This window comes from Cyclobacterium sp. SYSU L10401 (assembly GCF_010993705.1).
GTDB lineage: Bacteria > Bacteroidota > Bacteroidia > Cytophagales > Cyclobacteriaceae > Cyclobacterium.
This window is the reverse complement of record NZ_WOFO01000008.1, coordinates 86,095-111,644: the sequence shown is the minus strand read 5'-3', so window position 1 is coordinate 111,644 and position 25,550 is coordinate 86,095. Positions and strand designations below refer to the sequence as shown.

Here is a 25,550-nt window from a genome sequence, read left to right as displayed (position 1 = left end):
TTTTTTCATCGGTCAGATTCCTGCCGGTAGGCAGGCTCAATTTCATGGATTCATGATATTTCAATTTTATTACAAATGCAATTTTTACTATTCTCAGCTGAAAAACAAATTTACTGCATTGCTGACAGCCAGGGTAAGCAATACCAGTAAACCGATAAGGCCAAGGACATTGGAGGGCTTTTTATTCCTCAATTTCCCCATTATTTCCTTATCATTTCCAATCAGAAACAGGCCCAGGCCTATAAATGGAACGGCAAAAATGGTGATTCCCTGGGCAAAAACAATCAGTTCCAGTGGCAAACGGCCAAATATAAGCGCCACAGCTGCTCCAATAACAATGACCAGGGAAATCAGTAATTTAACGGAAAAGCTATTCAAGTCCCTACCCAAAGAAAGGGCATCGGCCAGGAGGGTGCCTCCTATGCTGGCATTACCCAGTAAGGAGGAAAAGGAAGCACCAAATAAACCTACCATAAAGACCAGAAAAGAAAACTGACCGTAAACCGGTGCCAAAGCCAGGCCCATATCTCCTGCAGAACTTACGCCCACACCTTTCGGATACAAAATAGTTGCTGCGCTTAACATGATCATGGAAGAAATGATACCCAGGACCAGTATCCCGGTAAAACTTTCGGTAAGTGCTTCCCGCTTCTGAGAGGTATGCCAGCCCTTCTCCTGAACCAGATAGGACTGGTAGAATGCTCCTGCAATAGAAAAACTGGATGCTACCAGGGCGATGACCAAAACAAAGGAACCTTTCGGAATAGATGGAGCCAGGCCTGAAAACACCTGTCTCCAATCAGGAGGGGCCAATATAAGTGTGAGAAGAAAGGAAACCAACATCACAGCTACCATCAAAATCATGACCTTTTCCAATACCTTGTAAAAACTTTTGAAAAACAACAAGGAAATCGCCAACAGGGAGATACCAGTGATCCACCAGGCATTGGCACCTCCAAGTGACTCAGAAAGGGCAAGCCCGGCTCCTACCGTATTCCCTGCCTGGAAGGAAGCTGTCACAAAGAAAAGCCCAAACCCGGCAATCCATGCCGCAGCATTTCCCCACTTTTTTCTAAACAAGCTAATCAGGGATGCATCAGATGCCATCCCTATTCTGGCGCCCATCCCAGTAAAGGTCAGCATGAGTACCACTGCAGCGAGAATCACCCACAGCAATTGGTAGCCATAGACAGCGCCCAATTTAGAGGTTATGGTCAGACTTCCCGGACCAAATACCAGCGCAGCAGTAATCAATCCGGGACCCAGGGATTTTATCCAGCGAATGATCACAGGTTATAGGAGTTATTCATTACAAAAATTGGTCGTTAACAGGATTTTAGAAATGCCTTCTATTGAAAATTTCGGTCAAAATCACCGCATCTCTGGCAGATTCGGTGTTTTTCAAAATCCTGGCATATTTGCTTCTTCCTGAATACTCCTCTGCTACATCCACCACTTCCCCGAGAATCTTTTGGTCATCTTCCAGGTCTACCTGATCATCCAATTTTACCATAGGTTGTCTGATATCCCGGTAAGGATCCTTGTAAGCACCCTCTTCCTCAGGTAGTACCACAGGCTCAGGTGGAGCAGGCTTTTTTGAAACCACCGGCTTTTCCTCCACAATCACTTCATCATCATACTCCAGGTCCCTTTCTCTCTCAGACTGATCATTCCGGATCTCCCTGAGCAACTCTTCAAATGATGGGCCTTTCTGTGGAGGCTTTTCCGTTACTTCCGGATCATTCTCCATATCCGGTGTTTTCTTTTTTGCAAAAGTGGTGTAAAGAAAATAAATGATGATGGCAATGATATAGAATATCGTTCCTGAATCCATGGTGCGCTTGATTAAAAAATGAATTTACAAAAATTAATCGTTACAAGGGTAATTAATGCCAATCATTTGTGGAGATGAATTCAAATTAAATGCAGATGTGCGTTACCGAGATTCAGAGTCGAGAAATACAGCGACCCTGAATCAGCCAAAGGATCGTCAAACCAATTAGATAATTATATGATTTAAATCAGTTTTCAATAGGAAAGTGAAAATATCCTATAATATTTCAATTTATTTTTTTTATATTCATAATACAAAAACCAGCTATCATAATTGAATACATTAACCCTATACTGAGATGAAAACGAAAGAAGTAATACCTCCACTGATTGAGATGCGGATAGATTTCCCAAATCTACTGGTGAAAACGCATTACGGAAATGTATATTTAAAGTCTATGATAAGGAATAAAAGGACGATTGTATACATCAATCCCTCAGAAATGATTCCAGCGGGTGCTGCAGACAAAAAAAAGTTTCTACAGACACTGAAAACGTTGAAAGACATGAATTTTCACTTGATTGGGTTTAACAGGAGGTCATTCGAAGAGCACCTGACATCTGTAAACTGGCTCAACTCCTATATCAAGGATGACTTGGTTTTCCCTATATTTTACCAAACGGAAAATGAGCCCAGAGAGTGTCTGGAAAAGGATTTACCGGAAAAAATTGACTTGAAAAACCCGGTCTATTTCCTGGATGAAAATGGAACTACTCAAGCGATACTAAATGGTACCCAACCAGAAGCCCGAAGCCTGGAAAAAATTGCGGAACTGGCCTCTGAATTGGTTTTGAGAGAACAAAATTTTCAGAAAAATAAGGTGCTAAGGGAAAGTTGATCCCTTAGCACTTTTACCGTTCACCATTAATTATCAAGGGCTTCTTTGATCAGTTGGGGCTGTAAGCTGTTTTCTGTTATTTTACCGACTTTACTTTTACTTTCCTCTTTTTCACCCTTATTCGATTCTTTTTTATCACTGTATTTCTTGATACAAGCCTCCACTTCCGCACCTGTTTCAACTTTAATCTTATTGGTAATGACGGTACCATGAACGACTCCTGTTTCGCCGATGATGGTAATATCTGTGGCCATCACCTCACCTACCACTTCACCTAATATTGAAATGTGACTGGCCTTGACATTTCCAATGATCTGACCCGTCGTTCCTACGATCACCCTTTTTGTAGTAGTTAGGTTTCCCTGAATGATTCCTTCGACGCGGATATCGTTGCTGGAATCGATGTCTCCAATCATCCTGAACCCTGGAGCAAAAAAGGAGGTTGAACTTGGTCCATCCATAGCAGGGTTAGATTTTTTTTCTGAGGTCCACATGATTTTTTCTTTTTTTAGTTAAAAACTGCTTTTAAGTGAATAAAGTATATAGTTTAAATAATCCAATATTCTCTAATTATATTTTAAATATAACCGATTAAAAAATCAGGTCCAAGAAATATTTTTACAAAGCATTTTCAAGTAATTTAAATAATTTTTACCGTATATATTTTTGAATATTACTTTTTCATTGCTGTTATAAACTAATAAAGTGGCAATAGGAAAACAATAAACAAAATAGGGCTAATTACTTTTATACTTTTTCTAAGATTTAATTTGACTGATTAAAAGAGACGAATATGAAGCCCACTAATGCCCTTTTTAAATGCATTTTATTGAAAAGATTATTCTGACCCCAAAAATATTATTGAATTTACCCTGTTAGTTTAAAAAAATCACCAGTGAATATTCTCCACCTATAAACCACATTTTATTGGAAACATTTGGAATAAGGGGGTTCATTTCATTTCTTCAAAACCGTATTAAATTATACTTATTATTTCAAGAATTATATATATCTGCATTCAGGTTATTTTTTTGAATTTCAACCTTATTTTTTTAAATTCGGTTTTGTTTATCTTGTATTAAGTCATAAATTCGAAAGACAGAAGATTTAATTTTAAAAGCTGGGATTTCCGGGTTAAATAAATTTGCAGCATGAAACAGAAACTTGAAACCATAATAGTAGATGATGATATTTTGACCCTTCATTATATTAAAAAAATAGTCAAAACATCTCCCATTGATGGTCCGATACATACCTCTGAAAATGGTAAACTGGCCTTTCAGATTTTGGAAAACAGGAAAGATGATTTTGATACCATTTTGGTATTTCTGGATATCAATATGCCGGTCATGGATGGATGGTCTTTTTTGGAATTGCTACAAGAAAAAACCTATAAAAATAAGATCCAGGTAGTAATGGTAACCTCATCTACTGATCCTGCAGATAAAGCGAAATCCAACAAATACCCCCAGGTAATCGGTTATCTTGAAAAACCAGTCTATCCACAGGTATTTACGGAGATTTATAATCTCTTTGATAAAAATATCGTCATTACCAAAAACAAAGACACCATCAACTGAGAGAGACCCAACAGCTATACCATCTCCAGGGCCATGGTTTCAGGCTAATTTTTATTTGATATCTGCCTTCCTCCTTTCTTGCAAATTGACCGGATTGGGTTAAATTTGTTTGGCACTAAATGAACCTGCATGCAGCTTTCCAAACTTGAGATAAGAGGCTTTAAAAGTTTCGGTGATAAAGTATTGATCCATTTTGATAAAGGTATCACTGGTATTGTAGGGCCCAATGGCTGTGGGAAATCCAATGTGGTAGATGCTATCCGATGGGTACTGGGCGAGCAAAAAACCAGGATGCTGCGCTCGGACAAGATGGAGAATGTCATTTTTAATGGGACTAAAAACCGTAAACCACTCAACATGGCAGAGGTCTCCCTGACTTTTGAAAACACCAAAAACCTGCTGCCGACCGAATACACCCATGTGACCATCACCAGGAGGTACTACCGTTCCGGAGAAAGCGAATACCTGCTGAATGGGGTAACCTGTCGGCTTAAAGACATCACCAACTTATTTTTAGATACCGGCATCAATTCAAACAGCTATGCAATCATTGAATTGAAAATGATCGATGAGTTGCTCAACGATAAAAACAATTCGAGAAGAGACCTGTTCGAAGAGGCGGCCGGAATCTCCAAATTTAAAACCAGAAAAAAAGAGACCTTAAGGAAACTTGAGGATACCGATGCCGATCTGGACCGGGTTGAGGACCTCTTGTTTGAAATAGAAAAAAACCTGAAATCCCTGGAAAAGCAGGCCAGGCAAGCAGTACGCTATTTCGAACTTAAACAAGAATACAAGTCATTAAGCATCGCGCTGGCCAAAAAAAGCGTAAAAGACCAAAGTGATGCCCTGATCAGCATCAACCAGAAGCTGGAAGCAGAAAGTGATCAAAAAATACAACTTAATTCAGGCATTGCTGCAAAGGAAGCTGCTCTGGAAGCACTGAAGTCAGGAATGGTGAATAAGGAGAAGCTCCTGGGTTCCCGACAAAAGGCACTTAATGAACATGTCCTGAAAATCCGTCAGTTTGAAAGTGACAAAAAAATTAAAAACGAGCGGTTGCGCTTTCTTCAGGATAAATCCGAACAACTCAGGACCCAGATCGAACAGGATAAAAAAAGCAATGAAAGAGCAGGGTTCAGTATAAAGTCTTTGGAACAGGAAAAACAAGTTGCTGAAAAACTGATTGCAGAAAAAGAGCAACTTGTCCAGGAGCTAAAAGCGATCTACGAGGAAAAAAAGATACAGCACAATACCCAGCAAGAGCAACAAAAAGTCCTCCAAAGCACCTTTTCCCGAAAAAGGGACGAGATGTATCAGCTCACAAAAAGCCAGGAGATAAAACAGATTCAATTGAATAGCCTCAGGCAAGAGCTGGAAAAAACGGCAACAGATGACAGCAGCCAGGTGGAAAATCTGGCCGGATTTACTGAAAGTTTAAAATCCATACAACATCAATTAGAGGGAGAAAACAAGGAATTACAGCAGATTAAGTCGGAAGAAGAAAGCCATCAACTGAAACAGGAGGATGCGAGCCGTACCCTGGATCTTATCCGTGAGGAATTGACCCAGATCAACCGGAAGCTGGATGCCAAAAGTAACGAATATCAGCTTACCAAATCTCTGGTGGATAACCTGGAAGGCTTTCCGGAGGCCATTAAATTTTTAAAGAAAAACAGCAGTTGGGGAAAAAACAAACCGCTGCTTTCCGATATACTGACCACAGATGAAAAATACAGGGTCACCATAGAAAATTTTCTGGAAAACTACATGAACTATTATGTGGTTGAAACGGATAAGGAAGCCATTGAAGCAGTGAAATTATTGAGTGATGCAGGAAAAGGTAAGGCACATTTTTTCGTTTTAGACAGGTTTGAAAAATTCCGGCCCTCTCAGAACAAACTGTTTTCTGATGCCGTGGCAGCTACCGAAATTATTGAATACGATTCCAAATATGCGCCCCTTATAGCCTACCTGTTGGACGATGTATACATTTTCAATGGTGACATACACCAGGTCCCTAAGTCTCAGGAAGCCATTTTTATTACAGAAAGCGGTAAATTTATTGACCGCCAATTCACCATCTCAGGAGGCTCTGTCGGCTTGTTTGAAGGAAAAAGGATAGGCAGGGCTAAGAACCTGGAAAAACTCGACAAAGACATCAAGTCCCTGCAGAAAAAGATCAGTGAAGTCCGAACCAATCTTGATAAAAAGAACGCAGAGGTTTCCAAATTAAAAGCGATTAATTTCAAGCAGCCACTGGAGGAAAAACAAAAAATAGTCAATGAGCTGAATCAGGAATACATTTCACTGAAAACTAAAAAAGAGCAATTGGCGGAAATGCTTTCCTCCAATGCCAATAAAAAGGAAGACATACAGGAAAGACTGTTCCAGCTAACCGAAGAGTTGGAGGCACTGGTACCACAGCTGGCCAGTGAAAAGGAAGATTTTGCCAATCTGGAGGAGGAAATCAATGAAATTAACCTGACCTTACAGGAGGCGGCAGAAGATCTTTCCCTTCGCTCTTCACAATACAACGAAGAAAATATTCAATACCACCAACACCTGAACAAGCTGCAAAGCATAGAGCAGGAAATAGGTTTCAAACAAAGCACCTTCGAAAACAGCAAGGAACGGATTGAAACGGCCCAACTGGAAATGAGTCGCACAGACCAGGAGATCAAATCCCTGATTGACAACAATGAGGTCAAAGATGATGAGCTCATTGAACTTTATGGTGAAAAAGAAGACATAGAGAAGGGCGTCAATGAAGCTGAAAAAGATTATTATGCCGTCCGGGGTGAAATAGACGAGGCAGAAAAGGCCATACGGGAAATCCAGAAACGCAAAGAACAAGTGGATAACCTGGTAATGGAATTACAACAGGCGGCCAATGAGATCAACCTCAAGCTCAATGGCCTAAAGGAGAGGTTAAGTGTGGAGTTTGAAATTGACCTGGACCAAATGATGAAAGAGGAGCCGGAACTGGATGCCCAATTTGAAGGTAAAGAGGAGGCATTTATCAAAGAGGAGGTCGGCAAAGCCAGGCAAAAACTTGAAAAAATGGGCCCGGTAAATCCCATGGCCATGGAAGCTTATGATGAAATCAAAGAAAGGCACACCTTTATCACCGAACAAAGAGATGATCTGCAGGAAGCCAAGGCATCGCTAGTCACTACCATCAATGAAATCGACCAGGTGGCCAGGGAGACTTTCCTGGATGCCTTTGAAAAAATTAAAGCCAATTTTGTCAAGGTCTTCCGCTCCCTTTTTACGGAAGAAGATGATTGTGACCTGAAACTGGCCGACCCCGACCAACCCCTGGAAAGCAGCATTGAAATCATTGCCAAACCCAAGGGAAAAAGGCCCTTGTCTATCAATCAGCTTTCCGGAGGAGAAAAGACCCTGACGGCCACCTCGCTGCTATTCTCCATCTACCTGTTGAAACCTGCTCCTTTTTGTATTTTTGATGAAGTGGATGCGCCATTGGATGATGCCAATATTGATAAATTCAATCAGATCATTCAGAAATTTTCCAATGAATCCCAATTCATTATCGTCACCCACAATAAAAGAACCATGGCCAGCACAGACATCATCTATGGTATTACCATGATAGAAGCAGGTATTTCAAGGGTGGTCCCTGTAGACCTTCGGGAATTGGTGGAAAATGACGGGGAGGAAATATAAAAAAGCCGGACCGCTTTTACAGCTTGTCCGGCCTTAGTCCCTTTAGTTTGGTAATTTATCGGCAAACCTACCATATACCCAGGTTCCGGCTATGGCACTAAGTAAGGTCACGAGTACTACTGAGAAACCCGACCCGATTTGCGCAAATAATGGTCCGGGGCATGCACCTGTCAGTGCCCAACCCAGGCCAAAGATAAAGCCTCCTATCACCTGTCCTTTCCTGAATTCCTTATCTGCAATCTTGATGGGCTCTCCGCTTAATGTTTTGATGCCAAACCTTTTGATGATTTGTATGGAGATGATCCCTACCAGGATGGCGGAACCAATTACACCATACATAAAGAACGACTGTAGCCTGAACATTTCCTGAATCCGAAACCAGGAAATGACCTCAGCTTTGACAAATATTATCCCAAACAAAACACCTACGATCAGGTACCTCAGGAGATTCCATCCGGACTCACCGGATTTCCTCATATTGGGTGCTTCGCATTCCTGCGGATTGGTTTCGATTTTTTCCTTTACTTTCATTTTATATTGAATTGAAATCTTTTGTTTAATGAATTATATGAAGTATGCTTCCTTATGGCCCGGCCCAAATTCGGATGGCAGCATTTTATTAATGGCCACCAGGACCGTTTGGAAACCTGTCCCACTGTTAAATTACCTTTGAGGCCTTCATTCCTTAACTTTCTATCCCTGATCCCTGGTCCTTGATTAAAAACCAACCCACTGCATGATGTAGGGAAGAATCAGGTGAGTCATGGCAAAACCTCCCAACATAAAGAATGTTGTGGCCAGCAATGAAGGCCATTGAAGGTTACTGATCCCCATGATCGCATGCCCCGAAGTACAACCGCCGGCATACCGGGTTCCAAATCCCACCAGAAAACCGCCAATAACGAAAAAGAATAAGCCCTTTAACGTAAATAGGTTGCTCCAGCTAAAGATATCTGCCGGAAGCAGGTTTCTGAAATCCGTAATTCCCAATTGGGCCAGATCCTCCTGGGTGCTTTCTGCCACCACTATTGCGTCTGGATTGGAAAGAAATACAGCTGCAATTATTCCACCCAAAAATATACCCAAAACAAACAGCATATTCCAGGTTTCCTTCTTCCAATCGTATTGGAAAAAGGGAATCTTGGCTGGGATACAAGCGGCACAGGCATGCCTCAGGGAAGAGGAAATACCAAAGGATTTATTCCCTATGATCAATAATGCAGGTACGGTCAATCCTATCAGGGGCCCGGCTATATACCATGGCCAGGGCTGCTTGATCCATTCTATTAATTGTTCCATTTTTTTTCTTTTTTAATTGTTTTTTTAAAATCTATAATCAACGATAAAATTAATGTTCCATAAATCCACCCTGTTGATACGGCTCAATTCTGTGATTTTTTTAGGAGAACTTGCCGTTTTGTTTACCAACAGGAATTTTAAATCCATTCCTTCCAAATACCCTTCCAAAGGTAAATCAAGCCCTCCGGAGAAATGAAAGTATGAAGGTACGCCATATTTATTCAACCGGTAATTGTCTGTATCCGAAGCAGACACCAGGCTCATGCCCAGGTTTCCACGGAGCAATCGATCACTGGGTGTCCAGTTATACTTAACTGCTAAAGCAGTAAGATCACCGTTTCCTTCAAATCTTTCCCTTGGAAGGCTGGCAAAAAACTGCTCCCGGCCCCATTCCCGCGGGAATAAAAACCTCCCATTGTCGGCAATGCGAAGCAGATTAAAAGAAATACTTTGTTGGCTATCAGTCAATCCAAGCTTCATTCCAAAACCCTGACTTTTTTCCCCGGCAAGCATATAGGTTTTGTCGGGATCCTGATTTCCTCCAAAACCCAGGGCTCCCTGGTAGAAACCCTGCAAACCAACATTAAAGGTTAGCTTCCCGCGGGAAAAATGTTTATCCCATTGTCCAAACTGCAATTGGAAAACATTCTCGGCAAGATAACTCCAATACTGAAAATGCCCCAGCTTCTCGTGGTTATTCGAAATACCGGCCAGTCCGATTCCTTTCGAATGAATATTACCTTTATAAGCAGACGCTGCTCCGGAAACATTTCTACCAAATGGATATACACCAAAAGACTCCCCAACTCCATACCAATCAACGGTACCCCTCATGGTCACATGATCATACCAGCCAAGGGTATATTTCCAATCAGAGGCTCTGTATCGTAAGGTTAAGCCACTGAATAAATTGGGCCGCATCCTGTTATCCTGCTCATTGAGCAAAGGTGTATTGATTTTTTGCCTTCCGTAGGTTGCCTTAAACCCCCCTTTCAAATAACTTAAGTAAAGTTCTTCCAGGCGATCCAAATCCTTGCTGTTTTCAAAATCGTTCATGTCATAAAGCAGGATTTCATACCGGTTATTAGATCCCGTAGTGGGATCAATTTTCCTCAGGTTTTGCTCATAAAGCTGAAAGACAAAGAACCCACTAAAACCCACATGGAAACCCTTAAAAGAAGGACTGTAATATCCCATACCTCCGCCTAAACCCCAGGTAGCATAATCAACCAATTCTCCTTTATTCAGGGTTTGCATGAAAAAGCTACGCATGTGGAAATCAAATTCACCACTCTTTACGAAAGAGGCCAGATTCCCATTCTCAAAATGAATCGCTGAATCATAACTTCCCTCTTGTGCTTGTACAGAAAATCCGAATGAAAGTAACCATCCAAATAGCAAGCAGGCCGGAAAACAGTGGATATAACCTTTCATTTTTTGCTTATTATTGTGATAATTGTCACCTCAGGATGAAGGTTATAAAAATGGCAGGAAACCAGGTCCTGCCATTAACCAACACATCAACCAAAAATGCGCCTATAATAAGGTAGTAGGACAAACGTAATCACTCACCGGAAACTTACCTGATGCTTTTATGGCATCAAATCCACCCTGAATGTCTACCAGATTCTCATATCCTCTTGCTCTCAATACCGAATTGAAGATCATGGACCGATAACCTCCGGCACAGTGCACGTAATAAGGTTTCTCCTTGTCGATCTCGGCCATATTTTCGTTGATATAATCCAGCGGTAAATTTTCTGCACCTATCAGGTGTTCGCTTTGGTGTTCGCTGGCCTTTCTGACATCCAAAATTTTGATATCTTTCACTTTATCAGTCAGAGCAGCCAATTCCTCAACTGAAACAACTGAAATATGGTCCAAATCTTTTCCGGACTTTTTCCAGGCATCTACCCCCCCTTTCAGGTATCCCAGGGCATGGTCATATCCTACCCTTGCCAGGCGGGTGATGACTTCTTCCTCCCTGCCTTCATCCGCTACCACCAGAATTTCTTGCTTTACATCAGGAATTAAAGTACCGACCCAAACGGCAAAACTTCCATCGATCCCTATATTGATGGCATTGGGAATAAAGCCTTTGGCAAATTGCTCCGGCGCCCGGGTATCCAACACCACAGCACCTGTCTCATTGGCCGCCGCTTCAAAAGCAGCAGGTGATAACGCCTGTTGGCCCCTGTCCAACACCGAATCAATGCTGTCATATCCCTGAATATTCATCAACACATTTTGAGGGAAATAAGCCGGCGGAGGGGTGAGGCCAGTAAGGACCTCTTGAATAAATGCTTCCTTCGACATTTCCTGCAATGCATAGTTCGTCTTCTTTTGATTTCCCAAGGTATCACTGGTCTCTTTACTCATGTTTTTCCCACAAGCACTTCCTGCTCCATGGGCGGGATAGACGATCAGGTGATCGGGCAGTGGCATGATCTTCTCCCGCAGGGAATCGTATAAATGGGCTGCCAGCTTTTCCTGTGTCAGGTCTTTGATTACTTTCTGAGCCAGGTCAGGTCTACCCACATCCCCGATAAATAAAGTGTCTCCAGTAAATAAGGCGACATCTTTTCCCTCCTCATCTGTCAATAAAAACACCGAACTTTCCATGGTATGACCTGGGGTATGGATCACTTTGATGGAAGCACCTCCCAATTTGAAAATCTGATTATCCTTGGCAACAATCGCATCAAAACCCATGGCCATTTCTGTAGGACCGAATACTATTTTAGCGCCTGTTTTGGCGGATAAATCCTGGTGACCTGATACGAAATCGGCATGAAAATGGGTTTCAAATATGTATTTGATGGTAGCTCCATTCCGTTCTGCTTTTTCGATATAAGGCTGTACCTCCCTTAGGGGATCCACAATAGCCGCTTCTCCGTTGGATTCAATGTAATAGGCTCCCTGAGCCAGACAACCGGTATAAATTTGTTCTATTTTCATCTGTTTATAATTTTTTTTTATTGGTCAGATGGAATCTTTGACGATTAAAATAATCATTGCCCTGTGTGTTTAATGATGATTTTAATCGTGTCGATTTCATTTGCTTATAATTTTTTGTTTTTTTGGTCATACATTGTCGTGCACCCAAAGGATGCATAGCCTTTCCCTGACTGAATTCCTGAGAGCCTACTTATGCCCTCAGGATCAACGGGACTGGCAGGGCATCCCTTTGTACTGCCTCCCTAATGCCTGACTTCATGGCCTTTAATCGTTGGTAATAATTAACACAAAATAAAACCATTTTATCCCTGATTTATAGGACTTTGGTCACATAAGACCATCAGTAGGGCCAGGAAATGATTCCACCTGCCAGGTTATAAACTTCTTTAAACCCTAAATCTGCCATCATCGCACAGGCATGACCACTTCTGTTTCCGCTCCTGCAATACAGGTAGTAGGCTTTGTCTTTGGGCAGGTTTTGAATTTGCTGTTTGAAGTTAGGTGACATCATATCCAGGTTCCTGGCTTTGGGTAACTTTCCTCCGTTAAATTCACCTGTCGTTCTCACATCGATGACAACGGCATCCTTATCCTGCATACCCTGGTGAAACTCTTCAGCATTGAGATCTGAATACTGCTTTGTTTGTTTATGAAATAGATTAAACATTTTCTTCTTTTGTTAAGTGACACAACAAAAGTAGGGGAAGAAAGCAGCAGAAAAAGTAATTTTTATCACATTAGCCATTAAGGCAAAAAAAAAGCTGCCCATACGGACAGCTGTAAATGATCATGTCAGGTTAGATGTGGATCAATTATTTTCAACTCTTCCTACAGAGGCATACATCAGTTTTCTGGCATCTGCTTCTCTTAATTCAAATTGAATATCACTAATGGGGCCCATCTTCACATCCCTATCAGCCTTGAGAGAAATCCAGATCTGGTCTCTTTCAGCTTCAGAGAGGTTATCTTTTTCCTGATTTACCCAGAGTACAATATCCGAGGTATTGATCAGCACATCGTTTGCCTGAATTCTTGGCTCCGTACCATACAAAGAAGTATTCTTTGGTTGCCCCACATACAGATAAGAAATCAAGGTTTTCTTTTGAATTTTCTGAAGTTGGGTAGCCTGAGGAATCTTCTGCTCAACCAATATTTCCTGCTCTCTCAATACTGTTGTAACCATAAAGAAGAACAACAACATGAAAATGATATCCGGCAAGGCAGAGGTAGGAATATTGGTTTCCGCTTTGGTTTTCTTTTTAAACTTTGACATAATTAGCTTCCGATTTTATCAGGTTCCGCAATAGATATGGCCATGGGAAGATTCTCCTTACCCCTGTCCATCAGCTCCCTTTCAGCAGCAGATTGACCGGTAAGTGCCCGGTATTCTTCACCAGATAGCCCAACCCGCTCACCGTAGATTTCGAAATAGGCTTTTTTTACTTCATCCAAAACCTCCAAATACTTTTCATAACCAGTACCCCTATTGGTTTTGATTGAAATTACAGCACCACCGGACATGGGATGATCTGAGGATTCCGGATCTTGATTGGCCAAGCCCCTTAGGGAAGGGGGAAGGCTATTAAACAATTCCACCGCATCTTCATCGGGGTTGCCAAAATTCATAACGAAAGACTTGATCTCCTCGGAAAGACCGTCAGAACTGTTACGAAACTCTCCTTCAATCAATAGGTCATCATTGGCATTAATCAGAATATTGAAAATATTCCGCTCATTCAACTCCACCTCAGGAGGTGGTTGGTTCGGATCCTGCTTGGGAGGAAGGATATTCATGATACCCTTATCCGAAGCGATTGTCGTGGTTACGAGAAAGAAGATAAGAAGCAAAAAGGCGATGTCCGCCATCGACCCTGCATTTACCTCCTGACTCATTCTACCTCTCTTGCCCATAATTATTTAACTATTTTAGTGATTTCTGTAACTACAATCCCAAAGATTGCAAGTATAGCAAGTGCATATACTGTAATCAGTACGCCACCTACCATCTTTGCACCCTCTGTTGTAATATTAAAAGGGTCTGCAGCGTATTTGGCTGCAACTTCACCGCTTGCTGAGGAATAGGCGATGCCAAACAAGGCACCGATCACCACCACACCTATAACGGTTTTCAATAAACTCTTGGGGTCACCAAAAGACTTGATCAAAGGCATAAGTATGGCAAATATCGCTCCAACGATGATCAGCAAGTACCCTGCATATAAAAATATATCAGTAGTATCCATTTTATCTTAATTCTTAAGTGAAATAAATCATTTTAACAGTAAAAACAAAATGACCAGTATTACCTGGTCAATTTATGCCTTACCAAAATGTCTACTAAGCTGATAGACGCATCTTCCATATCGTTTACGATAGAATCGATTTTCGCTACGCAATAGTTGTAAAACAACTGAAGGATAATGGCAACGATCAAACCGGCAACCGTAGTCAAAAGGGCAATCTTAATACCACCAGCAACCAATGAAGGAGAAATATCTCCAGCTGCTTCAATCGAGTCAAAGGCACCAATCATACCAATTACCGTACCCATGAAACCCAACATAGGAGCCAGGGAGATAAACAGGGAAATCCATACCAAACCTTTTTCCAGGCGGCCCATTTCTACTGATCCGTAGGCAATAATGGATTTCTCCACCATGTCGATACCTTCAGAGTACCGCATCAGACCTTGTGTAAAGATAGAAGCTACTGGTCCTCTGGTGCTTTTGGTTACATCCTTTGCAGCTTCAATTCCTCCTTCTTCCAATGCACTCTCTACCTTAGCCAAAAGCTTTTTGGTATTGGTAGTAGAAAGATTCAGGGTAATGATTCTTTCCAGTGCAACGGCTAAGCCTAAAATCAAACACAACAAAACAGGAGTCATATAAGTAGGATCTCCTTCAATGAATTTGTCTTTTATAACCTGATGAAAAGATTGCTCCTCGGCAACAATTTCATCATCAGTCATGGCTGGTGTTGGATCTGGTTCCGGAGCTGTTTGTTCTGGGGCAGCAGCCTCTTCAGTGGTGTCAGCTTCTGCTTCTTCTGTTTCTTCTTGTGCTTTTGTGATCATCGGAGAGAATAAAATTCCGAAAAGCATGAACAAAGCGATTAACTTTTTCATAATGTAGTTTTTAATAGACTTTTAAAGGTTGAACGGTTTCTAAATTCGAATTAAGTTTTTAAAGTTATAATTTTTTCAACTCAAATTGCAAATGATTCCATTATAATTTCTGAGAAATCCTTCCCAGCCTGGCTGATCAAACAGGATTTCAAGGTATTTTAATGGAATGGAACATGTAATTTAATTTACTTAAATGGAAATCGCACTATTTGAGTGGATAAAAACAAACTTTTTATTGTAATTACTATCTTTATCCCATTTAATAAAAGCAATCTTCCATTGCTTCTTACTGAAATCTGTAGAGAGGAAGGGATTCGAACCCTCGATACCCTTTAGGGGTATACACGCTTTCCAGGCGTGCTCCTTCGACCGCTCGGACACCTCTCTAATTGTTTTTTTTAACATTCTTGCAGCGACAAATAAAATTATAAAAATCAGCCCATGCAAATAATTCCCCGCTTTATTATTGAAAAAAAACATGGTTTAAAAGTATTCTTTTTGGCTATGAAAGCTAGGGGATTGATGGTCAAAGCCTTGATCGGAAAGGATTCACTGGCTCAAAACCGACATTTCTCCTGCCAGGGGCATCATCATCTTCCGCTTTATTTCGGTTTCATCTGTCTCATTGGCCAGAATAAACATCATTTTGGTGACGGCCGCCTCAGTAGTAATGTCCCCTCCGCTCAAAACCCCCACCCTTTTGAGGTCTTTGCTGGTCTGGTACCTGCCCTGAATCACTCTTCCACCATTGCACTGCGAAACATTCAGGATCAACATCCCCTTTTCAACCGCCGCTTCCATGGCTTGAATAAACCAGTCCTCACTGGGGCTGTTACCAGAACCGTAAGTTTCCAGTACCATCCCTTTCAATCCCTTTATTTGCAAACAATGCTGTACCACATTTTTGGTGATTCCGGGAAATAACTTCAATACCATCACATGGTTATCCAATTTATTCAGGTATTTGAGCTTTTTTCCCTCTTCATACGGTCGTATGGAAGCATAATTGTAATCGATGACAATACCTGATTCTGCCAGGGCCGGATAATTTTCAGACTCAAAAGCATCAAAATGTACACTCTGTACCTTCTTGGCCCGGTTTCCCCGCAACAGCATGTGGTTGAAAAAAATGCAGACCTCAGGTACTACCGGTTTGCCATTCACCTTGGAAATGGCAATTTCCAGAGAGGTCATCAGGTTCTCTCTGGCGTCCGAGCGCATGGCACTGATGGGGAGTTGTGCCCCGGTAAAAATAACCGGTTTATTCAGTCCCCTGAGCATAAAGCTGAGCATGGAAGCACTGTAGGCCATGGTGTCTGTCCCATGCAGCACCACAAAACCATCATAGGTGTCGTAGTTTTCATAGATGATATAAGCCATATCCACCCAGTGCTGCAGGTTGATATTGGAGGAATCTATCGGCTCAGGAAAGGAAATGACCGTAATGCTTATGTTAAGGTTATTGAGGTTGGGGATTTTTTCCAGAATCTTGCCGAAATTAAAAGGCACCAGCGCACCTTGCTCATCATAGGCCATCCCCAACGTACCCCCTGTGTAAATGATCAGCACCGCATGCTCAATTTCCTGTTTGGCTGCTGTATTTAACCTGACAATTTTATAATTCATGAGCATGTTGTTTGAACACCTGCAGGGCGTTGCTTCTCGTTACTTCAGCTACCTCCTCCAGAGACTTACCGGTGAAATGAGCCATTTTTTCTGCAATATGAGGAATATATTCGGGTGAATTGCGCTTTCCCCGGAAGGGAACCGGAGCCAGGTAGGGACTATCGGTTTCTAAAACCAGCCGACCCAGCCCCATCTCCGCAATGACCTCCCCTACCCCACTGTTCTTATAAGTAAGCGTGCCTCCAATACCCAGATAGAAACCCATCTCCGTGATGCTTCTCGCCTGCTCCAGGCTTCCTGAAAAACAGTGGAAAATTCCCGTCAGCCGCTCATCATTCATGGATTGGACCAATGCTATGGTTTCATCCATGGATTCCCTGCAATGCAGGATCAGGGGCAGCCGCTTTTCCTTTGCCCAGGTGATGTGTCTTCTCAGCGATTCCTGCTGCTGCTCGAAGTAGGTCTTGTCCCAGTAAAGGTCAATACCGGTTTCCCCAACTGCACAAAAAGCATGTTTGTTCCACCAGCTCTCTATCTGCGCAAGCTGCGCTTCAAAGTCTTCACCTACATCGCAGGGATGCAGCCCGAGCATGGGATAACAAACGCCGGGAAAATCCCTTTCTACGGCCAGCATCCCCTCAATGGATTCCAGGTCAATATTGGGCATAAAAATCTTCTCAATACCTGCTTCAATGGCATTTTGGATAACCTGATTCCGGTCCTGATCAAATTTCTTACTGTATATATGGGCGTGAGTCTCTATGAATTTCATCTGTTTATAATTTGATTTTTAATGGTCAGATGCCTGTCCCGATACTAAATCGGGAGAATCTTCGACGATTAAAATAATCATTGCCCTGTGTGTTTAATGATGATTTTAATCGTGTCGATTTCATTGGTACGTTCGGTTTTTCCATTTGATACCTGATGGCCAGAAATAATACAATACGGTAGACCAGCTAACCAGCCAATTGTAAATTTCAAATCCTAATAATGGCAAAAGACCAATTTTAGTTTCCGTTTTGCCTGCAAAAGTGCTAATGAATAAGGATTGAAAGCAAATTTTAACTCCCCAAATACCTGCTGCCAACCAAAAAGAATGGACCAGGCCCACAAGCAGTGTCAAATAAAAAGCCACCTGAAGCCCCAAAAGCAATTGCCAGTACCAGGGGAGCAAAAAAGCGCCTCTGGCCCATCTTTTCCGCTGCTCCATCAGGGAAGTAAAGTTTTTTTCCGGCCGGGTCCTGACCAAAACTTCCTTATTCACCAGATGGGCCGGCCTGTACCCTTTTTGAAACATAATTTTGGAAAGCGCCAGATCCTCCGTTACCTGCTCCTTTACGGCAGAAAACCCTCCCGCTATCTGGTAGGCATTCCGCCCGATCAGCATGTTGTTGCCCATGGCCGTAAGTGAATACCCCAGATCAGACACCGCCTTCACTTTTCCCAGGGTCAGCCACCAATCCATGGCCTGCATTTGATCGAAAATCGTCTTCCCGGAAATCATGGTGATGCCGGTAAGCATGCCAAACTCCTCCTGATAAGCCCTCGCCATTTTTTCAGCCCATCCGGAAGGAACCACGCAATCTGCATCTGTAAATAACAGGAGGCCTTCCTTTACCGATAGCACCATGGCAGCAAGAGCTACCGCTTTGCCATTTTCCTGCGCCCCGGGCTTTTGGTCCAGCTGCACCAGCTGCCTGTTTTTTCCAGCGGATACCCATTGGGCCAGCATGGTCCCGGTTTGATCTTCACTGTGGTCATCTGCCACATAAAAACGGATCCTATCCCCGGGGTAATTCAGGTTTTCAAGCGACTGTAAACAGGCCGGCAGGTTATGGGCTTCATTGCGGCAAGGCAGAAGTACATTTACCACTGGCAATGCAGCCGTACCCCCCTCATGTTTTTTAAAGTTATTGCTGATCAGCCACCACAATATAAAATATTGAATGCCAACCAAAACCAGGATACCCATTGCGATAGTGGCCAACATCAGCTTACAGTGGTTGGGTAGCATATCCTTCCCCTGCCAGGAAATCCAGATAGTCCGGCAACATGGCTCTCAGAAAACCCTCACTTTTCTTTTGGTCATGAAACAGGACAATAGAACCATTGGTTGTCTTCCGCTTCAGCTGTTGCAGGGACCTGCCTGGTGACATTTCCTTCCGGAAATCCCAGGAAATGAGCTCCCACAATACGATCTCGTGCTGGGATTGAATGCTCCTCTTTTGGGAACAAGTCAAACGGCCATAAGGCGGCCGGAATAAGCGGGTATTGACACCTGTTTTTCCCATGATCTCCTGCTGGCACTTTTCGATATCCTCCAGGTAGCTGTGCTCCGCCGTTTTTGCGCCATTGAGGTGATGGTAGGTATGGTTTCCTATGCCATGCCCTGCCTTGCAAACCTCCAGGGCCAGGCTGCCGGATTTTTGTACGTTACTGCCTACCATAAAAAACGTAGCCTTCATGTTCCTGCGGCCCAGTTCATTCAAAACAAAATCGGTGACTCCCGAAACCGGACCATCATCAAAAGTCAGGTATATGGATTGGTGGTTTCTTTCCTTGTGCCAGGTGAATCCCCCGAGAAGATGCTGTGCTATGTCAGGTACCTTGAATGGTCTCATCTCAATTAAACTGAAGACTCAACAGGGTAATGTCGTCCCTTTTGGAAACTCCTGCTCCAAATGCATGTAATTCCTGAAAGAAGCCGGCATGAAAGGCCTCCGGGTCCTCGCAGGGATGGGTTTTGATATAATCCAAAAAGCGGTCTGCACCATACTCCTCCTCTTGAGGGTTAAAAGTCTCGGTAAGTCCATCCGTATAGAGGTGCAACATGAAATTTTTAAGGTTCTTCCGTTCCCCCTGTTCCAAAAAGGGAAGGGATTCGAAAGCCCCCAGAATGGTGGTACCTGCCTCCAGTAATTCCAGGCTTTTGTCCTGGTTCAGGCAAATCACAGGAGGATTGTGCCCGGCATTGATATAGCTGAGTTTTTCCTCTTTGTAATTATAGTGTCCCAGAAAAAAAGTAATGAAACGCTCCCCTTTGGTGTTTTCAAAAGTAGTAAAGTTTAACTGTTCGACGATAAATTTCAAATTGGAACCACTGCGGAGCAAGGTCCGCAGGGCTGCCTGAAAATTAGACATCAATAAGGAGGCGGGCATCCCCTTTCCAGACACATCGGCTACACAAAAATACACCTCATTTTCGGAAGGCTGAATCAAATCATAGTAGTCCCCTCCCACAGTGCTGTGGGGAAAATAAGTAACCTTTGCCTTTAGTTGATCATGAGAAGGGAGCGTCGCTGGAAACAGCATCCTTTGCACATTGCTGGCAATTTCCAATTCTTTCCTCAGGCGCTCCTGTTCCAATTGCTTCCTGGCAAAACGCTTGTTTTCCAGGGCCACTACCAGGATATTCGCCAGGGCCTGGGTAAAATCCAGGTCCAGGCCTTTTTCCTTATCCTTGGTACTCAGGAACAAGATTGCCAGCATTTTATCCTTGTGATAAACGGGAACATAAATGTTTACCTCTGAAAAGGAATACTCACCGGAAAGGGTCAGGCTCAGCTTACCCTGGGTTTTGTTTTCCTGCACATCTTCCTTTTGGATGTGGTCCGGTAAATTTCCCTTTACCTGATGGGATATCTTTCGGTCAAAATACTGTTCCTGCTCATTGAATACATACAGCAACAGGGATTTTATATTCAGGTGCACCAAACAGGTAAATTTAAAAATATTCAGCAACACATTTTCCGTCTTGTTTTCATTAATGGCTTGCGTGATTTCCAAAAGTGCCTTTAACTCTAATTCCTTCCTTTGGTATTTTACAGTTTCTGTGGTCATTTTAACGTGTATTGTGTTGAAGAAGGCCTTTCTTTGTGGCCAGGTAATAGAGCTCCCTGCCTATGTTCTGTATAGGGGGATCGTCAAAAAGCTCTTCCTCGGGCCCTGCATAACATTTTATCCAGCCTTTCTTATATAATGCTTCCAGATTGAGGAGCAGTCTTTCATCCTCCCAACTTAAACTGTCCTGAAGGTAAGCATAGGGTTGCAGAAAATACAATTCATCCAACAAGTCAAATTCATCATCAGTCATTTCAGCCCATGGGTTAGGTGGAATGACAAAAATAAGGGATAGATTAGTTTTTCCTTCCTTTCCAGGAATATTTTCCTGAAATCGCCAAAGGAAGGGCTGCCAGGACCAGAAGGGGGTACAGCCAACCGGAAAGGAGGTAATCGACAAGCTTCGCCTTTTTGTCGAACCGATGTAAAACCTGAGCCAAAACGGCCCTTTCCACCACCAATTTCCCTATCCAGAAGAGTAGCACCAGGCAAAAAAAATCCCAGGAAATCAGGGCCACAAACAAAGAAAATACCTGACACAAGGAGATCAGGGCCAGTCCGCCTGCGCTTAGCCAATGGGCGTTCCCCTGATGCGCATTCCACTTGCTGGCCCACCTGCTCCTTTGCCGGATCCAGGCCCTGGGATTTTCCAGAGGAAGGGTTTCTACCAAGGCAGAAAGTTCAGGAAGGTACACCAAAGCCGCTGCACCAAAGGTTTGATTGAATTTTTTCATCAAAAACTCATCGTCACCGGATAGCAGGTGCGCATTCCCCTCATAGCCATTTACTTTAAAAAATGCCTCCCTTCGGAAGGCCAGGTTTGCCCCGCTGCACATCAATGGATTTTTCCGGTGAAAGGAAATGCCCGTCAACAAAATGATACTGGCCCATTCGATCTGCTGGAACCTGGCAAATAAACCGGAACCTCCGCCCGATATCACCGGTCCGGCCACCATTTGTACGTTGGGTAGGTTGAAAGGGTCCGTCATTTTATCCACCCAGCCCTCAGGAAGTTGTACATCCGCATCGGTAGTCAATAGGATTTCGGTGGAAGCGGCCCTAATCCCGGTACTCAGAGCGGCTTTTTTTCCCATGCCTTCACTTTTTAGGTATTGCCAGTGTTTTAGCTGATGGGTTAGGATAAAACTGGTGACTATCCGGCCACCATCATCTTCACTGTGGTCATCAATGAGAATAAGAGGGACATCCGCAGGAAGCTGAAGGAGTAAATGAGGCAATAAATCGACCATATGCTTCGCCTCATTCCTAAAGGGCAATAATACAGTAACGGGCAGCCTCGGGGATACGACCGGGTATTGGCCGGTGGGAATATTTTTCCATTCTTGCCCGAGGAGCAACAAAATGGCCAGGTAAGCACCTAAAACTAAAAAGTATACCCAAGCAATCAGAAGAACCATATCGCGCTTTGCAGGATTTGTGGTAAATTGCACCAATGGATAAAGAACCGAAAATTCAAACAAAAGAAAAAATCATTCTGGGGATAGATCCCGGAACGAACGTTATGGGATTTGGTTTGATTTTGGTAAAGGGCAGCAAATATTCCCTGCTGCAGTTTGGGGTGATCCACCTGAAAAAATACAGTGATCACGCACTGAAGCTGAAAAAGATTTTTGAAAAAATAAGCCAGATTCTGGAGGAGTTTGCTCCAGATGCTGTAGCCTTGGAAGCCCCATTCTTTGGTCAGAACGTACAGTCCATGCTCAAACTGGGAAGGGCCCAGGGGGTGGCCATGGCAGCGGCACTGGCAAAGGAAATTGCCATCACGGAATATTCCCCCAAGAAGGTAAAACAATCGGTAACCGGCAATGGCAACGCTTCTAAGGAGCAGGTAGCTGAGATGCTCAAAACGCTGCTAAACATCAAAGAAATCCCCTTGCTATTGGATGCCACCGATGCATTGGCCGTAGCCCTTTGCCACCATTTCCATGAGGGCAGGCTCCAAACCAGGGGAAGGAGCGGTGGCTGGAAATCTTTTGTCAATGAAAACCCCGGCCGCATCAAAAAATAATTTCAGAAATCCGCAACACAATTCCATATTTAACTGACTAAGAGGGTGTAAAAACCAGTCAGGTTTAATCTCCCCAAAGATTATTGTGGGTTGAAAATCATCAAAACCTGACAGGTTTGCAGATTCTAAATAATTATTAAGTTTATTGTTTCAATTTTACCGGTAATTTGGTAAATTATATCAACATCTTTAAAAACAGCTTATCCATGAAAAAAGTAGAATTGGACTGCGAGAATTGCTATGCGGAATTTGTAAATCACCTGAATGATTTGAGGGATTTGATCCAGGAGGGAAAAAGTCATGGCATGGACGATAATACCAGGAGCAATCTGGTAAAGCTTTTTGAAAAAACCCACGATGCGGCATTGGAAACCATAGCCTCCTATTTCAGAACGCAGGGAAAGCCCCCCTTCTCCGGATCCAGGGATGCTACCGTTGAGGCTTTTCATGCAGACCTTATCGATGACGGGCAGGGCTGGCTGGACATGATCATCTGCAGGATCAAATACAATCCCCTTTATCCCGGAGACTACCTGGGATCCTTATCCGAAAATATTGCGAAAAAATACATTCATTTTCTCGAAGACTTTGAAAGAAACATGGGTAAAAACCTGGACCTGTAACCAATGCATAAAAATATTTCACATTTTTTGGGGGAGCTTGTAGCGTTTTTGACTGACACTTCGTCCTGGTAATAAATAGTGTTCATTTATCCCGCTTTGCCATGAAAACAAGTATACAGAAACCTTTCCAGTGGACCATGCAGTTGGTATTGTCCCTGATGCTATTGCTGGTAGTTAGCTCCTGCGAAGACCAAATGGAAACCACCTATACCTACCAAACTCAGGTGCCCGTCTTTTTGCAGGTCAATACCTTCAGGGAAGCCGACATCATCATCGAACCGGGCAAACCCCTGGATGATCCGGGCAAAATCTATATTTACGGGGATTACCTTTTTATTTCCGAACCCGGTAAAGGCATCCATATACTGGACAATACCGATCCTTCCAGTCCCCGCAACCTTAATTTTATCAATATTCCCGGAACAGGTGATCTGGCCATCAATCAAAGTATACTTTATGCAGACAATTATGTAGACTTACTGGCTTTTGACATCTCCGATCCTCAAAACATCGAAATGGTCAATAGGGAAGAAGATGTTTTCCCCAACCTGTATTCCAATGAAGAAACCGGAACCATCGTCACCTACAAAGACACGCTGATAACCTCTACCGACCCCAATATGGCCTGGTCCAGCTGGGGCCGCCCTGCATTCAGATCGGATTTTATGGCCATGGAATCTGCGGCCTTTTCCAGTGATGCCGGAAGAGGCAGCGGCGGACAAAGTTATGGCCAGGGTGGTTCCATGGCGCGATTTACCCTACTCGGAGGACACCTGTATACGGTGGACGATTATGACCTGCGGGTATTCAATGTGGAAGAACCAACCGACCCCCAGTACCTGAAAAACATCAACCTGGGCTGGGGCATAGAGACCATTTTTCCCTTCAAAGGAAAATTGTTTATCGGTTCCATGACCGGCATGCACATTTACGATGCCAGTAACCCGGCTGAGCCCCAGAAGATGGCCGTGTACGAGCACATTACCTCCTGCGATCCGGTGGTGGTAAACGACGATTACGCTTTCGTTACCCTGAGAAGTGGTGCGCTTTGCCGCCTGGGTGCCGACGAGCTACACGTGCTGGACATCAAAGACCTTTACAACCCTAAATTAATCAAATCCTATCCCATGGATAACCCTCATGGACTAGGTCTTTCCGGAGATTATTTGTACCTTGCAGAAGGTGAGCACGGATTGAAGAGTTTCAACGTGGCAGACGTATTGGAGATTAGCAATAACCAGATCGAACATCTAAAGGATTATGCCTCCATTGATATCATACCGGGTCCAAAATCACTGATTGTTATTGGACCGGAAGGCGTTTGTCAATTTGACTACTCCGATCCGGAAAAACTAAAAGAATTAAGCTGTATCAGTGTATCTTTTCGATAGATGAAGGTCATTTATACCATTTTTGCAGCAACCCTATATTTGGCCTGTCCTTCTAACAGCTGGGGACAGGCCTTACCTTTTACCCATCATTCGGAAATGGGCGTACTCAGCGGTAGGGATGAGTTTGGCACCCGGACCAATTTTACCTTCCAAACCTTCAACGGATTTCAACTTTCTGACCAGCATGCTTTTGGCTTTGTAACCGGACTGGACCAATACGGCAGCCTGTCCGTGGTGCCCGTGGCCATGGGTTGGCGGGCGGTTTTAAACCCGGAAGACACCTGGCAGCTTTATGGGGGTTTGGATCTGGGATTCGGCTCCACCGTGCTGGAGCCCACAGTAGTCACCGAGTGGAACGAACACCGCTGGCAGGAAGGCGGCTTTATGGGACAGGGCAGCATAGGGCTACGGCTAAAAACGAAAAGGTCCAATTTCTGGACCCTCAGTTTGGCCTACAAACGACAGGTATACCACCTGACCACCGGAAATCCGCGGGAACCCTCCCCTGACCCGAATCGTCCGGAAGACTGGAGCTACTACGCCAAAGACAAAATCACCTTTAATAATGTGGTGTACCGGTTGGGGTATTGGTTTTGAAAAATTGAATTTTGGTCACAAAAACAGGATTGCAAATCCTGGATATCTGGAGTTCGACATTGCAAATGTCGAACAGCGGAGCTCCTCGGAATTTGTAATTCCTTGGTTCAGATAAAGG

26 protein-coding genes and 1 tRNA gene are annotated in these 25,550 nt (G+C 43.3%); 7 read left to right on the top strand and 20 right to left on the bottom strand.

Features of this window, described 5'->3' with window-relative positions:
• Nucleotides 1-93: 93 nt before the first annotated feature.
• The gene (locus GL182_RS17845) at nucleotides 94-1,290 is read right to left on the bottom strand and encodes an Nramp family divalent metal transporter (protein WP_163381147.1); all 1,197 of its coding nucleotides are present in this window, start codon (nucleotides 1,288-1,290) and stop codon (nucleotides 94-96) included.
• 46 nt (nucleotides 1,291-1,336) lie between these two features.
• Entirely contained in the window at nucleotides 1,337-1,834 is a 498-nt protein-coding gene (locus GL182_RS17840; RefSeq protein WP_163381146.1) for a hypothetical protein, read from the bottom strand.
• Nucleotides 1,835-2,132: 298 nt separating this feature from the next.
• On the opposite strand from GL182_RS17840, the gene GL182_RS17835 reads away from it, so the two are divergent.
• On the top strand, nucleotides 2,133-2,672 hold the full coding sequence (locus GL182_RS17835) for a hypothetical protein (protein ID WP_163381145.1): 540 nt from the start codon (nucleotides 2,133-2,135) through the stop codon (nucleotides 2,670-2,672).
• A 26-nt stretch (nucleotides 2,673-2,698) separates the two neighbouring features.
• Here the strand turns inward: GL182_RS17835 and GL182_RS17830 are convergent, their stop codons facing one another.
• Nucleotides 2,699-3,166: a polymer-forming cytoskeletal protein gene (locus tag GL182_RS17830; protein WP_163381144.1), complete on the bottom strand. Its 468-nt coding sequence runs from the start codon at nucleotides 3,164-3,166 to the stop codon at nucleotides 2,699-2,701.
• A gap of 657 nt (nucleotides 3,167-3,823) precedes the next feature.
• Here GL182_RS17830 and GL182_RS17825 point away from each other — a divergent pair.
• Together GL182_RS17825 and smc are read left to right on the top strand one after the other, a co-directional pair.
• A complete protein-coding gene (locus GL182_RS17825; RefSeq protein ID WP_163381143.1) occupies nucleotides 3,824-4,252 on the top strand; it encodes a response regulator in 429 nt (142 codons plus the stop codon).
• 129 nt (nucleotides 4,253-4,381) lie between these two features.
• On the top strand, nucleotides 4,382-7,942 hold the full coding sequence (gene smc / locus GL182_RS17820; RefSeq protein WP_163381142.1) for a chromosome segregation protein SMC: 3,561 nt from the start codon (nucleotides 4,382-4,384) through the stop codon (nucleotides 7,940-7,942).
• A 42-nt stretch (nucleotides 7,943-7,984) separates the two neighbouring features.
• Here smc and GL182_RS17815 read toward each other — a convergent pair whose 3' ends face one another.
• The 17 genes from GL182_RS17815 to GL182_RS17735 form a co-directional block, all read right to left on the bottom strand.
• Nucleotides 7,985-8,473, bottom strand: coding sequence for a DUF6691 family protein (locus tag GL182_RS17815; protein WP_163381141.1), 489 nt, complete (start codon nucleotides 8,471-8,473; stop codon nucleotides 7,985-7,987).
• Nucleotides 8,474-8,659: 186 nt separating this feature from the next.
• Nucleotides 8,660-9,241 carry a YeeE/YedE family protein gene (locus tag GL182_RS17810; protein ID WP_163381140.1) on the bottom strand — a complete coding sequence of 194 codons (582 nt, stop codon included), beginning with the start codon at nucleotides 9,239-9,241 and terminating at the stop codon, nucleotides 8,660-8,662.
• 24 nt (nucleotides 9,242-9,265) lie between these two features.
• Nucleotides 9,266-10,675: a hypothetical protein gene (locus GL182_RS17805; RefSeq protein WP_205603684.1), complete on the bottom strand. Its 1,410-nt coding sequence runs from the start codon at nucleotides 10,673-10,675 to the stop codon at nucleotides 9,266-9,268.
• Nucleotides 10,676-10,777: 102 nt separating this feature from the next.
• Nucleotides 10,778-12,199, bottom strand: a complete 1,422-nt coding sequence (locus GL182_RS17800) for an MBL fold metallo-hydrolase (RefSeq protein ID WP_163381139.1) — start codon at nucleotides 12,197-12,199, stop codon at nucleotides 10,778-10,780.
• 340 nt (nucleotides 12,200-12,539) lie between these two features.
• Nucleotides 12,540-12,866 carry a rhodanese-like domain-containing protein gene (locus GL182_RS17795; RefSeq protein ID WP_163381138.1) on the bottom strand — a complete coding sequence of 109 codons (327 nt, stop codon included), beginning with the start codon at nucleotides 12,864-12,866 and terminating at the stop codon, nucleotides 12,540-12,542.
• A 141-nt stretch (nucleotides 12,867-13,007) separates the two neighbouring features.
• Nucleotides 13,008-13,472, bottom strand: coding sequence for an ExbD/TolR family protein (locus tag GL182_RS17790; protein WP_163381137.1), 465 nt, complete (start codon nucleotides 13,470-13,472; stop codon nucleotides 13,008-13,010).
• Between the two features lie 2 nt (nucleotides 13,473-13,474).
• The gene (locus GL182_RS17785) at nucleotides 13,475-14,113 is read right to left on the bottom strand and encodes an ExbD/TolR family protein (RefSeq protein WP_163381250.1); all 639 of its coding nucleotides are present in this window, start codon (nucleotides 14,111-14,113) and stop codon (nucleotides 13,475-13,477) included.
• Entirely contained in the window at nucleotides 14,113-14,442 is a 330-nt protein-coding gene (locus GL182_RS17780; RefSeq protein ID WP_163381136.1) for a hypothetical protein, read from the bottom strand. The genes GL182_RS17785 and GL182_RS17780 overlap by 1 nt, the downstream gene beginning before the upstream one ends.
• A 59-nt stretch (nucleotides 14,443-14,501) precedes the next feature.
• Nucleotides 14,502-15,323: a MotA/TolQ/ExbB proton channel family protein gene (locus tag GL182_RS17775; protein ID WP_163381135.1), complete on the bottom strand. Its 822-nt coding sequence runs from the start codon at nucleotides 15,321-15,323 to the stop codon at nucleotides 14,502-14,504.
• 299 nt (nucleotides 15,324-15,622) lie between these two features.
• Nucleotides 15,623-15,710: transfer RNA gene (locus tag GL182_RS17770), tRNA-Ser, on the bottom strand.
• A gap of 162 nt (nucleotides 15,711-15,872) precedes the next feature.
• The gene (locus tag GL182_RS17765; protein ID WP_163381134.1) at nucleotides 15,873-16,949 is read right to left on the bottom strand and encodes an asparaginase; all 1,077 of its coding nucleotides are present in this window, start codon (nucleotides 16,947-16,949) and stop codon (nucleotides 15,873-15,875) included.
• The gene (locus GL182_RS17760) at nucleotides 16,939-17,721 is read right to left on the bottom strand and encodes a TatD family hydrolase (RefSeq protein WP_163381133.1); all 783 of its coding nucleotides are present in this window, start codon (nucleotides 17,719-17,721) and stop codon (nucleotides 16,939-16,941) included. The genes GL182_RS17765 and GL182_RS17760 overlap by 11 nt, the downstream gene beginning before the upstream one ends.
• 120 nt (nucleotides 17,722-17,841) lie before the next feature.
• On the bottom strand, nucleotides 17,842-18,942 hold the full coding sequence (locus tag GL182_RS17755; RefSeq protein ID WP_163381132.1) for a glycosyltransferase: 1,101 nt from the start codon (nucleotides 18,940-18,942) through the stop codon (nucleotides 17,842-17,844).
• A gap of 4 nt (nucleotides 18,943-18,946) precedes the next feature.
• The gene (locus tag GL182_RS17750; RefSeq protein ID WP_163381131.1) at nucleotides 18,947-19,573 is read right to left on the bottom strand and encodes a polysaccharide deacetylase family protein; all 627 of its coding nucleotides are present in this window, start codon (nucleotides 19,571-19,573) and stop codon (nucleotides 18,947-18,949) included.
• A 1-nt stretch (nucleotide 19,574) separates the two neighbouring features.
• Nucleotides 19,575-20,792, bottom strand: coding sequence for a PP2C family protein-serine/threonine phosphatase (locus tag GL182_RS17745; RefSeq protein ID WP_163381130.1), 1,218 nt, complete (start codon nucleotides 20,790-20,792; stop codon nucleotides 19,575-19,577).
• Between the two features lies 1 nt (nucleotide 20,793).
• Complete coding sequence (locus tag GL182_RS17740) at nucleotides 20,794-21,045, bottom strand: hypothetical protein (RefSeq protein WP_163381129.1); 252 nt, start codon at nucleotides 21,043-21,045, stop codon at nucleotides 20,794-20,796.
• 43 nt (nucleotides 21,046-21,088) lie between these two features.
• Nucleotides 21,089-22,210: a glycosyltransferase gene (locus tag GL182_RS17735; protein WP_163381128.1), complete on the bottom strand. Its 1,122-nt coding sequence runs from the start codon at nucleotides 22,208-22,210 to the stop codon at nucleotides 21,089-21,091.
• Nucleotides 22,211-22,245: 35 nt separating this feature from the next.
• Between GL182_RS17735 and ruvC the strand changes: the two genes are divergently transcribed.
• From ruvC to GL182_RS17715, 4 genes are all read left to right on the top strand, one after another.
• Nucleotides 22,246-22,821, top strand: coding sequence for a crossover junction endodeoxyribonuclease RuvC (ruvC, locus tag GL182_RS17730; protein WP_163381127.1), 576 nt, complete (start codon nucleotides 22,246-22,248; stop codon nucleotides 22,819-22,821).
• A 206-nt stretch (nucleotides 22,822-23,027) separates the two neighbouring features.
• Nucleotides 23,028-23,444: a nucleotidyltransferase substrate binding protein gene (locus GL182_RS17725; RefSeq protein WP_163381126.1), complete on the top strand. Its 417-nt coding sequence runs from the start codon at nucleotides 23,028-23,030 to the stop codon at nucleotides 23,442-23,444.
• A 101-nt stretch (nucleotides 23,445-23,545) separates the two neighbouring features.
• Complete coding sequence (locus tag GL182_RS17720; RefSeq protein ID WP_163381125.1) at nucleotides 23,546-24,835, top strand: LVIVD repeat-containing protein; 1,290 nt, start codon at nucleotides 23,546-23,548, stop codon at nucleotides 24,833-24,835.
• Nucleotides 24,836-25,432, top strand: a complete 597-nt coding sequence (locus GL182_RS17715; RefSeq protein ID WP_163381124.1) for a hypothetical protein — start codon at nucleotides 24,836-24,838, stop codon at nucleotides 25,430-25,432. It abuts the gene before it with no gap.
• Nucleotides 25,433-25,550 lie beyond the last annotated feature (118 nt).

Coding starts and splice junctions, on each gene's coding strand:
- GL182_RS17840 (WP_163381146.1), bottom strand. CDS start 1,834: ATGGATTCAGGAACGATATTCTATATCATTGCCATCATCATTTATTTT.
- GL182_RS17835 (WP_163381145.1), top strand. CDS start 2,133: ATGAAAACGAAAGAAGTAATACCTCCACTGATTGAGATGCGGATAGAT.
- GL182_RS17830 (WP_163381144.1), bottom strand. CDS start 3,166: ATGTGGACCTCAGAAAAAAAATCTAACCCTGCTATGGATGGACCAAGT.
- GL182_RS17825 (WP_163381143.1), top strand. CDS start 3,824: ATGAAACAGAAACTTGAAACCATAATAGTAGATGATGATATTTTGACC.
- smc (WP_163381142.1), top strand. CDS start 4,382: ATGCAGCTTTCCAAACTTGAGATAAGAGGCTTTAAAAGTTTCGGTGAT.
- GL182_RS17815 (WP_163381141.1), bottom strand. CDS start 8,473: ATGAAAGTAAAGGAAAAAATCGAAACCAATCCGCAGGAATGCGAAGCA.
- GL182_RS17810 (WP_163381140.1), bottom strand. CDS start 9,241: ATGGAACAATTAATAGAATGGATCAAGCAGCCCTGGCCATGGTATATA.
- GL182_RS17805 (WP_205603684.1), bottom strand. CDS start 10,675: ATGAAAGGTTATATCCACTGTTTTCCGGCCTGCTTGCTATTTGGATGG.
- GL182_RS17800 (WP_163381139.1), bottom strand. CDS start 12,199: ATGAAAATAGAACAAATTTATACCGGTTGTCTGGCTCAGGGAGCCTAT.
- GL182_RS17795 (WP_163381138.1), bottom strand. CDS start 12,866: ATGTTTAATCTATTTCATAAACAAACAAAGCAGTATTCAGATCTCAAT.
- GL182_RS17790 (WP_163381137.1), bottom strand. CDS start 13,472: ATGTCAAAGTTTAAAAAGAAAACCAAAGCGGAAACCAATATTCCTACC.
- GL182_RS17780 (WP_163381136.1), bottom strand. CDS start 14,442: ATGGATACTACTGATATATTTTTATATGCAGGGTACTTGCTGATCATC.
- GL182_RS17775 (WP_163381135.1), bottom strand. CDS start 15,323: ATGAAAAAGTTAATCGCTTTGTTCATGCTTTTCGGAATTTTATTCTCT.
- GL182_RS17765 (WP_163381134.1), bottom strand. CDS start 16,949: ATGAATTATAAAATTGTCAGGTTAAATACAGCAGCCAAACAGGAAATT.
- GL182_RS17760 (WP_163381133.1), bottom strand. CDS start 17,721: ATGAAATTCATAGAGACTCACGCCCATATATACAGTAAGAAATTTGAT.
- GL182_RS17755 (WP_163381132.1), bottom strand. CDS start 18,942: ATGTTGGCCACTATCGCAATGGGTATCCTGGTTTTGGTTGGCATTCAA.
- GL182_RS17750 (WP_163381131.1), bottom strand. CDS start 19,573: ATGAGACCATTCAAGGTACCTGACATAGCACAGCATCTTCTCGGGGGA.
- GL182_RS17745 (WP_163381130.1), bottom strand. CDS start 20,792: ATGACCACAGAAACTGTAAAATACCAAAGGAAGGAATTAGAGTTAAAG.
- GL182_RS17740 (WP_163381129.1), bottom strand. CDS start 21,045: ATGACTGATGATGAATTTGACTTGTTGGATGAATTGTATTTTCTGCAA.
- GL182_RS17735 (WP_163381128.1), bottom strand. CDS start 22,210: ATGGTTCTTCTGATTGCTTGGGTATACTTTTTAGTTTTAGGTGCTTAC.
- ruvC (WP_163381127.1), top strand. CDS start 22,246: ATGGATAAAGAACCGAAAATTCAAACAAAAGAAAAAATCATTCTGGGG.
- GL182_RS17725 (WP_163381126.1), top strand. CDS start 23,028: ATGAAAAAAGTAGAATTGGACTGCGAGAATTGCTATGCGGAATTTGTA.
- GL182_RS17720 (WP_163381125.1), top strand. CDS start 23,546: ATGAAAACAAGTATACAGAAACCTTTCCAGTGGACCATGCAGTTGGTA.
- GL182_RS17715 (WP_163381124.1), top strand. CDS start 24,836: ATGAAGGTCATTTATACCATTTTTGCAGCAACCCTATATTTGGCCTGT.